Annotated in this window: 10 protein-coding genes; 7 read left to right on the forward strand and 3 right to left on the reverse strand. The window is 49.8% G+C overall.

Annotation, left to right across the window (positions count from 1 at the left end):
* The first annotated feature begins 59 nt into the window (after positions 1–59).
* From HZA49_10540 to HZA49_10560, 5 genes are all read left to right on the forward strand, one after another.
* The gene (locus HZA49_10540; protein ID MBI5779872.1) at positions 60–758 is read left to right on the forward strand and encodes a (d)CMP kinase; all 699 of its coding nucleotides are present in this window, start codon (positions 60–62) and stop codon (positions 756–758) included.
* A 24-nt stretch (positions 759–782) separates the two neighbouring features.
* The gene (locus HZA49_10545) at positions 783–1,358 is read left to right on the forward strand and encodes a 1-acyl-sn-glycerol-3-phosphate acyltransferase (GenBank protein ID MBI5779873.1); all 576 of its coding nucleotides are present in this window, start codon (positions 783–785) and stop codon (positions 1,356–1,358) included.
* A 4-nt stretch (positions 1,359–1,362) separates the two neighbouring features.
* Entirely contained in the window at positions 1,363–3,117 is a 1,755-nt protein-coding gene (locus HZA49_10550) for a 30S ribosomal protein S1 (GenBank protein ID MBI5779874.1), read from the forward strand.
* A 130-nt stretch (positions 3,118–3,247) separates the two neighbouring features.
* Positions 3,248–3,655, forward strand: coding sequence for a nickel-responsive transcriptional regulator NikR (gene nikR, locus HZA49_10555; GenBank protein MBI5779875.1), 408 nt, complete (start codon positions 3,248–3,250; stop codon positions 3,653–3,655).
* Positions 3,656–3,727: 72 nt separating this feature from the next.
* The gene (locus tag HZA49_10560; protein ID MBI5779876.1) at positions 3,728–4,444 is read left to right on the forward strand and encodes a sulfite exporter TauE/SafE family protein; all 717 of its coding nucleotides are present in this window, start codon (positions 3,728–3,730) and stop codon (positions 4,442–4,444) included.
* Between the two features lie 480 nt (positions 4,445–4,924).
* On the opposite strand, the gene HZA49_10565 is transcribed toward HZA49_10560, so the two are convergent.
* On the reverse strand, positions 4,925–5,209 hold the full coding sequence (locus HZA49_10565) for a helix-turn-helix domain-containing protein (protein ID MBI5779877.1): 285 nt from the start codon (positions 5,207–5,209) through the stop codon (positions 4,925–4,927).
* A 158-nt stretch (positions 5,210–5,367) separates the two neighbouring features.
* Positions 5,368–8,109 (reverse strand): O-antigen ligase family protein, encoded by a 2,742-nt coding sequence (locus tag HZA49_10570; GenBank protein ID MBI5779878.1) that lies wholly within the window; start codon positions 8,107–8,109, stop codon positions 5,368–5,370.
* A 237-nt stretch (positions 8,110–8,346) separates the two neighbouring features.
* Here HZA49_10570 and HZA49_10575 point away from each other — a divergent pair, with 237 nt between their 5' ends.
* Positions 8,347–9,483 carry a PDZ domain-containing protein gene (locus HZA49_10575; protein ID MBI5779879.1) on the forward strand — a complete coding sequence of 379 codons (1,137 nt, stop codon included), beginning with the start codon at positions 8,347–8,349 and terminating at the stop codon, positions 9,481–9,483.
* A gap of 71 nt (positions 9,484–9,554) precedes the next feature.
* Complete coding sequence (locus HZA49_10580) at positions 9,555–10,742, forward strand: trypsin-like peptidase domain-containing protein (protein ID MBI5779880.1); 1,188 nt, start codon at positions 9,555–9,557, stop codon at positions 10,740–10,742.
* A 142-nt stretch (positions 10,743–10,884) separates the two neighbouring features.
* Here the strand turns inward: HZA49_10580 and HZA49_10585 are convergent, their stop codons facing one another.
* A complete protein-coding gene (locus HZA49_10585; protein MBI5779881.1) occupies positions 10,885–11,904 on the reverse strand; it encodes an SUMF1/EgtB/PvdO family nonheme iron enzyme in 1,020 nt (339 codons plus the stop codon).
* Positions 11,905–12,214: the final 310 nt, after the last annotated feature.

Here is a 12,214-nt window from a genome sequence, read left to right on the forward strand (position 1 = left end):
GAAGGCATCAATATGTGCGGGATTGACCCCTGAAGCATACTTTATTATTCCTATTATTGATGAAGAAGCCGATTATTATCACCATAGACGGTCCGGCCGGAGCCGGGAAAAGCACCATTGCCAAGCGGCTGGCCCGGAAATTGTCGTTCCATTACCTGGATACCGGCGCGCTTTACCGGGCCGTGACATTCAAGGCGTTGCAGGATAAAATACTTCCGAAGGGGGACGAGGCCGTCCTGTCCGGATTGGTTCTTAAGAGCGATATAAAACTCCAATCCACTTTAGGCGGAAAAAAGGTCAAGGTGCTGCTGGACGGCCGGGATATCTCACGCGAAATCAGGACCCCGCAGGTCACTTCCTATATATATAAGATATCCTCCGCGCCGCGGGTACGCCGGGCCATGGTCAAACTGCAGAGGCGGCTGGCCCGGGGCAAGAATATAATCTGCGAGGGTCGGGATATCGGCAGCGTGGTTTTCCCCAAGGCGCAGATAAAGTTCTATCTCGATGCCTCCATTAAAGAACGGGCCGGCCGGCGTTATAAGGAATCGCGCTTCCTGTTTCCCGGGACGCGCATCGGCTATAAGCAGATCCAGAAAGAGATAGCCACCCGCGATTACCGCGACCGGCACCGCAAAACCGCTCCTTTAATCAAGCCCATGGACGCTTTTTGTGTTGATACCACCCATCTTTCCATCCGGCAGGTAACCGATGCATTAAGCCGGATAATAAATGACAAATTGGATAAAAAACGATAAAATCCTTGCCCTAATTTATTTAATATGCTTTACTCATTAGTTCACGTTATATGCCGATTGCTGGCAATAGTATTCTTCGGGTTAAGGGCATTTGGCCGGGCCAATATTCCTGAGGGCGGGGCAGTGCTTGCCTCCAACCACCAGAGTTATTTTGACCCGGCTTTAATCAGCATAACCCTTAACCGGCCGGTCTATTTTTTGGCCCGGAAGGAGTTGTTTGAGTTCAACAGGTTTTTCGGATGGTTTATCCGCAGTCTTCATGCGATTCCGCTGGAGCGAAGAACCTTTGATTCCACGGGGTTGCGTCAGGCCATCGAGGTCCTGCAAAAAGGCGGGCTGTTGGTGGTTTTTCCTGAAGGAACCCGGACCTCAAACGGCGAAATCGGAGAGATACGGAAAGGCGTGAGTTTATTGGGCGAGAGGGCGAACGTGCCTCTTGTGCCAACACTGGTTGACGGGGCTTACCAGGCCTGGCCCAGACGTCATAAACTGCCCGTGCGGTTTTCACCGATACGGGTAAGTTTTGCCAAGCCCTTGTGGCTTGATAAAAGTAATATTGAAACAATCGTAGATGCCTGGAAGGAATTAAAGGAGAACTAATCTAATGAATATTACATCGGCTTTTCAAAAATACGGGGTTGCGCTCGAAACGGTGGATGAGAAAATCAATGATTATTTAAAGAGCTTTTCCAATGCGGATGCTCTGAAACTATACGAGAAATCGCTCAAGGAAATAAAGTCCAATACCATAGTCAAGGGCAAGGTGGTCAATATCAGCGGGAATTCCGCCATTATTGACATCGGCTATAAATCCGAGGGGTTCATACAGGTCGACGAATTCGGCGGACCGGACAAGATAAAAGTCGGCGACGAGGTTGAGGTCTATATCGCCGAGGTGGAAGGCGAGACCGGGCTGATTTCACTCTCCAAGAATCAGGCCGACCGGATGCGCGGCTGGGAACAGTTAGTTAAATCCGCCGCCGATAATACCACCATCACGGGTAAGGTGGTCAAGAAGACCCAGGGCGGATACCTGGTTGATGTCGGAGTCCTGGCGTTCCTGCCCTCCTCGCAGGTGGATATCCGCAAGGACGGCCATACCAACCTGATAAACCAGGAAATCGAATGCAAGATTATCAAGATAGACAACCAGCGACGCAATGTCATTGTTTCCCGCAAGGTGCTTATTGAGAAGCAGCGCGAGGCCATGAAGAAAAAGATCATGGGTGAGATAAAGGAAGGCGACACCCTCCAGGGCGTGGTCAAGAACATCACCGATTTCGGCGCGTTCGTTGACCTAGGCGGCGTGGATGCCCTGCTTCATATCGGCGATATGTCCTGGCGCCGGGTCAGCCATCCTTCGGAAATGGTGGCGATTGACCAGACCATTCAGGTCAAGATCCTGAAGATAGACCCCCAGACCGAACGCATCTTCGTGGGTTTAAAACAGCTTTCCGATAATCCCTGGGAAAAAGTTGCGGCCAAATACGAACAGGGCATGAAGATCAAGGGCAAGGTGGTCAATATTGTCAATTACGGCGTCTTCGTGGAATTGGAGCCCGGCATCGAAGGGTTGTTGCATATCTCCGAGATGTCCTGGACCAAGAAAATATCCAATCCGTCCGAGATGGTGGCTATCGGCGATATTATTGAAGTGGTTATCCTCAAGATTAACCCGGCTAAGCAGGAAATATCGCTCGGCATGAAGCAGTTGGAAGCGAATGTCTGGGTGGATATCGAGAAGAAATATTCAGCCGGGATGAAGATTCAGGGCCGGGTAAAGAATGTCACCTCTTACGGCGCTTTTATCGAGATTGAGGAAGGCATTGACGGTTTGATTCACCAATCCGATATGGTCTGGACCAAGAAGGCCGTTAAGCCCTCGAACATCATCAAAAAAGGCGATAAGATTGAAGCGGTGATTATCTCCATCGACCCGGCGCAGAAGCGGGTTTCTCTGGGCATCAAGCAGCTTACGCCCAATCCCTGGGAGACGACCATACCGGAACAATATCCGGCCGGCAAGGCCATAGAGGCGCGGGTTCTTAAGCTCTCTAATCGCGGGCTGATGCTGGAATTAGACCCGCAGTTGGACGGCCTGCTGCCCCTGATTAATCCCAAGACCATTGAAGGCGAGGCCGAAAAGGCCGGGCCAGCCGAGGATACCTCATTCGGCATTACCCACGAGCAGGCCAAGGAACTCAAGACCAACCAACACGTCAAGGTGGAGGTGGTCAAACTGGATGCCAATGAATGCCTGGTTCTGGTTAAACTGCAGGCCGGCAGTGAACCGGTTATCAGCGAGCCATTACCATTGCAGGATACGTCTGCTGAAAAACCAGCGGAGCCCACGGTATAACATACACCAAGCCCAGCCCCTGTGCACAGGGGCTGGGTTTATTTTTTGCATAAATATTATAAAATCCTTGACAATTATATAGAATAGTAGTACAATTATAATAAACGTAATACCAATAATATATCATAGCATGAAAGAATTAGCCCGGATCGGGGTGTCGCTGGAAGGCGAGCTCCTGAAATCGTTTGACAAGTGGGTGTCCGGCGAGGGCTATCCGACCCGGTCCGAGGCCATAGAGGGACTGATTAACTCCGCCCTGGTCAGGAAGCAGTGGCAGAAACCCGGCAACTACGTGGCCGGCGCGGTCATATTTGTCTATGACCACCACCGCAGGCAGCTGGCCAACAAGATGCTCAATATCCAGCATAACTTTGACAAGATAATAATCTCGTCCCAGCACATCCACCTGGACCATAATAACTGCCTGGAGATTATTGCGGTCAAGGGGATGGTCAGGGAGATTATTGAACTGGTAACCAATATCAAGTCGGTCAAGGGTATTAAGCACTCGGACCTGATAATGACCACGGCCGGATAAGCGGATATTTTTTGTATACTAGTAGCACGATTATATAATATGTAACATCAATGATATCAGAAAGGTGGATATATGATAGACCAGGCGTTGATTACCCTGTGCACCACCGCGGCGATTATCGGATTTACCCACACCCTCATCGGGCCGGACCATTACCTGCCTTTCCTGATGCTGGGCCGGGCCGGCAAGTGGTCGCTGGCCAAAGTCACGGTTATTACCATCCTCTGCGGCATCGGGCATGTTCTTTCTTCTATTATATTGGGGGTCATCGGGGGCGTTTTCGGCGTGGCGCTTAATAAACTGGTGGATATCGAATCATTGCGGGGCGATATTGCCTTTTATATGCTGGTCGGATTCGGCATCGCGTATTTCATCTGGGGCATCAGATACGCCTTGAGGCGCAAACAGCATGAGCACGCGCATTCGCATCCCGGAGAGGATATGCCCCACAGCCATCACCACCCGCACCTGAGTTCGCACTCGCATCCCCACAAGGGCAGTATGACCGCGGTCTGGACGCTCTTTATCATCTTTGTCCTGGGACCCTGCGAGCCGCTGATACCGCTTCTGATGTTCCCGGCCATGACCTATAATTGGTTCGGGGTCGGGGTGGTATCGGCCGTATTCGGAACGGTCACGGTCACGACCATGACCGTGATAGTGATTCTGGTCTATAAGGGAATGGATCGGCTTAAAATCCAATGGAGTTTTCTGGAGAAATGGTCGCACGCCCTGGCCGGATTTGCCATTGCCGTCGCCGGCCTGATAATAAAGATATTCGGGGTATAATCAACCACGGCCGCATCACAGCCCAGGGTCAGACCCAAGAAATCCTATCAAATAAAGACCTGCTTCTATCAAACGGGTTGGTTTAATAATCAGCCGACCGAACTAATTTTTCGCAGGGGGGAGTAGGTATGGCACCCAATATGGATGGGTATGGCACCCGATACGGATAGGTATGGCACCCGATGTGGATGGGTATGGCACCCGCTATGGACGGGTATGGCACCCAATACGGATGGGTATGGCACCCGCTATGGACGGGTATGGCACCCAATATGGATGGGTATGGCACCCAATATGGACGGGTATGGCACCCGATGTGGATGGGTATGGCACCCATCATAGGGGGGTATGGCACCCTATAGTGGTATACACCCCCTGTCTATAGGAGTCCTTTATTTATCAAGGGGTTATGACAAAAAAAGAGGTGTTGAAGGGGGACAATTACCCCTTTTCCCCGGCAAATTTGTTCCCATTCAGAGGCTATTTGTTCTCCTTCATTGATGTTCGCCTCTGATAAGGTCCCTTACGGATAAATGCATCCAGACCACCCTTGCGATAGTCAGAAATCCATCTTTTGACACTCCGATAATCCACCTTTAACTCATTAGCAATATCTTTATATGTCTTGCGTTTATCTGAAAGATAGAGTGCCTTAAGTGGTCTTTGTTTACTGTATTGTCCGGTCATAAAAAGCCGCTGCGACTCGGCTAATAACCTCTTTTGTTCTTCTGCGGTCAGTTTGATAAATTGGTGCGGATAGGGCATAGATTTATCGTATGGAATTTCAAAGAGGAAATCCCAACCCCGAAAGCATTCGGGGGACTCAGTTAGGCAATCCTCTCCAATACGACCCAGCACTCAAAGGATTTTGAGTGCTGCCCGAAGGGAGTTGCCGAGCGAAGCGAGGCCTAACTGGATATTTATTACTTCAGTCGCAATCTTAGTTCCCTGATTTCATCTTCGGTCTTATCATTCTGAGGGCTGGCCTGACGGGCTTCATCGCAGAGCTTTAATGCCTTTTCTATCTTGACTATGTCACGCTCCATATCGCCGAGATAACGATAAATCCTTATTAGGGCAATAAGGCGTTCATAGTTATTGGGGTCAAGTTCATATGCCCGCTGGATACAGGAAAAACTGCAAATGGCAAAGTCGTGATAATTATAATCAGTATACAGACGATTATCGGCGCCCCTCTTAAGAAAATCGCTTTCAACCAGCTCCTTGACACTTGGCACATTACGAAGCTTATGGGGAGCGTTGGCGTTTTGGTCCAGGGCTAACTTGGCCAGTTCCAGGAAGTTTCTGCCACTGCCGTTGAGATAGGCCCGTTCGTCAGGCGCGAATTTAAGGGCGTTCTGGAAATGCCTGATGCACATCAACCTGATTTGATAGGCCTCGTCTTTTTTACCCTGCCTGACACTTTCTTCAGCGCTTTGGTCATAACTGAAACAGAACTTATAGAAACCGTCTGCCCGGAGCACCGGAAGATTTACGGTGATAATAATAAATAGCGCCGCGGCAACGGTTATTATCCCGGCCATAACGCCTTCAGGATTGCCCCATTTTATTGGCTTTCGGTTATCCCTGAGAGACAAAGCCCCGATAATCAATCCGAGCAGGAACCAGGCCCAGGAATAAATCATCAACAAATCCGTATTGGTCGAGTCATCCGGCCAGTAGCGCCGGACCATAATAACTGCCAGTAGTATGGTCTGTTCAGCATAGGTCCAGAATAGCCAGCGTGGCCAGGCGATAATGCCTGTGATAATGCCGGCCAGCAGCCAGAGGCAGAATATGGCCAGCATGGTGTCCCTGATGGATTTTATGTGCGGCGTAAATATTCCTGCAGGCCAGGTGAAATAGAACAGGATAAACGCTATGGCGATGGTCAGAACGGCATATCCGATGAATAGATAGAGCCGCCAGTTAAAGGTGTTCGGGATATTCAGGATATTTGGACTCGTGATTTGGCCGGCGTCTTTGACTATACCCTGTAACAGGAGTTTGGCATTGTCAACATCATTACTGAGCACTTGGATTTGGGCCTGGACAAAGCCGTCCACGCCCGGGAGCATATTTTGCGTGTTCTCATTCTGGATGACGAATGGAATGCCGCTGTCCTGGAGTTTTAACCTGACAACCGATATCTCAGCCGGGTCGTGGGTGGAGTAGATAGTCACAAGGGCCGGGGTTTCATCCTTTGCCGGTTCTTCTGTTGTATCAGGTGGAGTTATTTCTTCTGTCTGCGGCGATGATTTCAAGCGGAATAGCCCATAAATCACTGCGGCAAATACCCAGAAATAGGTAAAGGATTGGGTTGTAGGGATGTTTACCAATGATTCCATCATATGAGTAATAAGGGCTGAGATGAATCCAATCGCTAACATGTTAATGACAATATTATCTGGCGGCGCATTCTGGTTCGGCGGTGTTTTTAGGCGGATGGTCTTGAAGCCGAGGTATAGTAAAGAGCCGAGAATAAATAGATATAAAACAAAACCAATGATACCATGCCAGACCCAGACATCCAGATAGAAACTATGCGCCCGGTCTGCGTGGACATTAGATCCTTCCAATGTGGCCAGTTCCATGGTGTAGTTTTTGTAGAATACTGTGGAAAGCGACTCAGGGCCGTAACCGATAAAGAATCGATAGGGCACGTCTTTATCCGTAATCAGTTTCCAGGCGCCTCTCCACATAACAACGTTTGTTCGGGCTGATGTATACGGTCTGGTGCTTATTGCCCCGATGCCTTTAGGTAAATCTTCTATTGTGATGATTTTGGGTATAAAAAAGAAGGTGACATAAATGATGCCGCTAATAAAGATAATGATACTAATTATAATAGCTGATATTTTACGATAATATAATCCGTATATAATAAAGAAAATAGAGACACCCAAAAACAGCACTACGATTGCGCTGTAACTTTTGGTTAGGAATACGATAATAATCTGTAACAAAGCCAACACGCCATAAAGGATAAGAGGAAGGGGGAACAGCCATTCGTCGCCAGCGGAATAAATAGTTCTATAAAGCGTCAGAGGAATAATCATTATTAAGTACGTTGCCAGGAAATGCGGATTGCCAGATGTAGCAGAAACCCTGATAGACGGGTCCATTGCCTGCCAGGGGATAACATCCATGCCAAATTTCTGAATAAAAGCGTATACGACAATAGGAATAGAGGTGAATATTATTGTCGTAACAATCCGGTCTATCTGGGCCCGAGTCCTGAGATTCAGGGCAATCATCAGAAATATGACCCAATATCCGGCTGAGGTGTATAATCCCTGCATCCGGTCATAGCCGCCCCAGAGGCTGTTATAGGGCACGGCTGAGAATATCACGGATACAATGTAAGCAAGCACAAACAAGCCAAATCCGATAAAAAGCGGGGTCTTGATAAAATGGGCAAAGACATTGTTCCCGGACTGAGATGGGGCGGTTTCAGGAGAACGATATCTGGTGATGAGTGTATCCACTATCTTGGTGATATAGAATGCCAGCATCAGGAGCGCCAGGCAGCGGACTATGGTTGCCTTGTCCGGCTCGAACATCCGGTGGCTGTAGATGTTCATGTACAGAGGCGTGAGAATCAGGGCAGCCAGCCATCCGGCCTCGATAAACTTATCGCACAAGATACTAAGTTTAGTATTCATGGTGATGATATCCCAATATAGCGACAATGCAGTGATTTGTCAACTACTTAGAGTATTGAAGGTTATATTTTATCCCGCTTTTCAGCGGGATAAAATTCACAGACGTCCTTTGGCCTATGACTTACGGCAATTCACCGTAAGTCATCTGTTCATTTTACTTGACTTTTTCCTGTAAGGTGGTACAATATAATATCAATTCAGATATCATTATCGATTTACAGGAAGGGGGAAAGTAATATGAAACGAGTAATAATTATAGGTGTTATTATAGGTTTGCTTTGCCTGACATCGGTTTATGCCCAGACATCAACCCAGGGCGGCGAGGGCGGTAAAAGCAGCGCCGGTCAGGGCGGCAAGGGCGGAGACGGAACGGTCATCATCAATAACCAGCCCAAGGAATCTCCCAAAGAGGAATCAAAGGTTGATGTTGAGCAGATTAAACGGCTGATTCGCGACCTGGATGCGGATGAAATCACGGTGCGCGATAAGGCCACCGAGGAGTTGAAGAAGATCGGCAAGCCGGCCCTGCTGTTGCTTGAAGAGTCAGCCAAGAGCGACAGTCCTGAAGTGGCCTGGCGCTCCAAGATTATTATCAACGCCATCAAGAAGGCCGAGCAAAAGAGCGAGCCCCAGCCGGACGATTCGGCATCCAAGAAGATTGGCCCGACCCTAAAGCAGTTCGGGAATAACTTTAATATTACCATCAGAGGCGCCACGCCCGGCACCAAGAGTTTCGCTATGTCCCAGGATGGCTCAGGCAAGATTACCGTAAATATTACCGAATATGACAAGGATGGCAAGCAGAACACCAAGACCTACGAGGCCAACAGTCCTGAGGAATTCAAGCAGAAGTATCCGGAGATTGCCCGGGAATATGGTATCGGTGAAAAGCCGCCGACAACAATAGAAATTCCCGACTTTGACGTTGATGACATATTTAAGGATTTCGGTAAATCCTGGAGCCGGCAATGGGGAGATATGCAAAAAGAAATGGATAGATTAAGGGATATGTTTAACCGGCCGGGTAATCAACCGCCTAATGTATCCGAGCCCGAGGATGAAGGCGCATTGCCTTCGCAGGCGCCGGCATTGTCCGCAACTGATTTGGGGTTGAGCATAGAGGCAATTGAGGATTCCGCGCTAAAAGAAGGATTAGAAACCAAAGAAGGCGTATTAGTAACCAGGGTTGAGCCGTTAGGCCTGGGAGAAAAAGCGGGACTGAAGCAGGGTGATGTCATTATTAATGTAAATAATACGGTGGTCAAGAGCGCCTGGGAGTGCCGGCGCCTGCTTAAGACCGTGCTTGGAAAAAACAGGGTTAATCTGACGATAATCAGGAATAACAAGAAAGAAGCACTGGTATACCCGAAGTAAAGAGAAATACCCCCTCACCCTTCCCTCTCCCCTTGGGGGAGAGGATAGGTGAGGGGTGAGGAGAAGATAATATGAACAAAAAAATATATCTGGCCATGGTTATTCTGACCGGGATTATAATCGGTATTTTTATATCCACGTATTACGAGCATTACAGTTGCCTGAGGGCATCGCCCCGAAATGATCGGGACTCCGCTGCGGCTACGCCGACCTTGTCCGAAGAAGAGCGGGGCGCGGTGCTCAAGGAGCTCAAGTCATTCAAGGATAACTCACAGCAGTTCGTCAAGTTGATTAAGCTGGTCCGGCCGTCCGTGGTGAGCATCTCCACCAAAAAGGTATTCAAGGGTTATGTGGACGATTTCTTCTGGGGCATGGTGCCGCGCCAGTTCGAGTCAGCCGGAGTCGGTTCAGGCGTGGTGGTCAATAACGACGGTTACATCATCACCAATAACCACGTGGTTCAGGGAATGGATGAAATCAGGGTGACCCTGGATGACGGACGGGAGTTTATGGGCAAGGTCATCGGTAGCGACCAGGTCAGCGATATTGCGGTGGTGAAGATAAAAGCCGATAATCTCCAACCGGCCATATTGGGCGATTCGGACCAGGCGGAAATCGGCGAGCAGGTCCTGGCCATCGGCTCACCCTTCGGCCTGGGCCAGACCGTGACCTCGGGGATAATCAGCGCCAAGCGGAATCTGGGTAACACCGGCAAGATAGCCGGCGACTATCCGGATTTCATCCAGACCGACGCGGCTATCAATCCGGGCAACTCCGGCGGACCGCTGGTTTCATTAGCCGGCGAGGTTATCGGCATAAATTCTATTATTATCACCCGGAGCGGCGGCTATCAGGGCATCGGGTTTGCCATCCCGATTAACCGGGCTAAGTACATTATGCAGCAATTGATAGACAAGGGAAAGATAAGCCGGCCGTTTTTAGGGATCAGGACCGGCGCCATAGACGAGTCCCTGGCCCGCGAGTATGGGTTTGAGTCTTCTGGCCAGCTCCTCAAGGAGTTGGGCATGGCAAAGGCCGAGGGTGTGTTTGTCCTGGAGGTTATTCCGGATTCCCCGGCAGCTGATGCCCGGCTCCGGGAAGGTGACGTGGTTCTGGAATACAACGGCAAGAAAGTGAATACGCCCGAGGAATTATATAACCTGATTAACAACTCCAGGGTGGGAGATGTTGCCGCATTAAAGATAATCCGCAACGGCAGGGAAAAGTCCGTCAAGGTTACCATCGGCGAGCGCCGTTAGAAGCGTTCACGATTGGGTGATTAGACATACGTTATTTTATCGTTTTGCTGATGGTCGCTTCTAACGGTGCGAGCGGAAATAGGCCACGGATTTCACTCCGCTCCGTAGGTGCTCGTGCTCACGCTGCGCTTAGTTCACAGATTTACTTCACATCGCTGGCGCAACGGAACCCGATTTCGCTGCTTTTGGTATTCGGCTCTATTTTGGAGCGGACATCCGAACGGCAGGGATAAGCAGGGCTCTTCCACGACCCGCCCCGCATCACCTTTAACTTTCCGGTCTTGGGTCCCTGGGGATTTTCCTTGGGGCTGTTATAATAATATTTGGCGTCATACCAGTCACTGCACCATTCAAAGACGTTGCCGGACATGTCGTAAAGTCCGTAGCTGTTAAGTTTCCTGGTGCTGGTGGCCTGGCTCTTGGCGCCGGAATTCTTGGTATACCACATATATTCCACGTCTTCGTCATCGCCCCAGTAAAAGTTGGTTGAGGTTTCGGCTCGGCAGGCGTATTCCCATTCGGCCTCGGTGGGCAGCCTGATATCCTTGGACCATTCTATGAATTTCTGGCAGTCCTCCCATGAGACCTGCTCAACCGGGAAATCATCTTCGGCCTTGAAGAATGATGGGCTGTCGTCGGTCTTGTCTTTGCGTTCTTTCATTATTTTCCGCCAGGCGCCCTGGGGCACCTCGGTTTTGGACATCAGGAAATCGCTTAGGGACACCTCGTGCGGCGGGTTGTCAATCTCGCCCTCGCCGCCGCCCGGACCGGGTTTGCAACCCATCAGGAATTTCCCGCCCGGTATCAGGACAAAGGTTATTCCGGTTCTCTTATGGCGGTATTCCAGGTATCCCTGTGGATTCTTGGTCGTGAAAGCCATGCCTTTTACTTGCGGGGCAATCTTGGCCTGTAATGCCAGGGCAGCCGGGTCATTGGGTTTACACCTGAGGGCGTTGTCTATGGCTTTCATGGCCTCGTCAGTCTTGCCTTCGCTGGCCAGTTGCTTGGCCGCATTCATATGTTCCTGGTATGCGGCCTGCTCTTCCTTGGTCATCGGGCGGCCTCCTGTTCCATCGCCATGTTGCGAGAAGACTTCAAACTGGCTGAGCGCCAGGAATGACACGCAGAGCGCTATCATCAGGCCAATCAATGCTTTTTTCATAATATCCTCCTCTTATGGCGCCGTTGGCGCCATTAGATCCCGCCGAATGGCGGGATATTTTATTAGATGGTTATGGCGTCATAGACGCCCTTTTCATTATTAGAATGTTATATAGATATTATAACACTGCCAATTAAGAAATCAAGTAGAATCTGATATTTTCTTAGAGCCAGTTAGGGAGTCCGACCCGAAGGGGCGGAAGACCGTTACTGGCTCTTATCCCGACAGTTTTTGTCGGGGTTAGAGCCCCGCATAAGCGGGGTAAACTCCGCAACATACTGACTCTTAGACCCGCCTTTGGCGGGTTAAT

Source organism: Planctomycetota bacterium (assembly GCA_016235865.1).
Taxonomy (GTDB): Bacteria; Planctomycetota; MHYJ01; order JACQXL01; family JACQXL01; genus JACRIK01.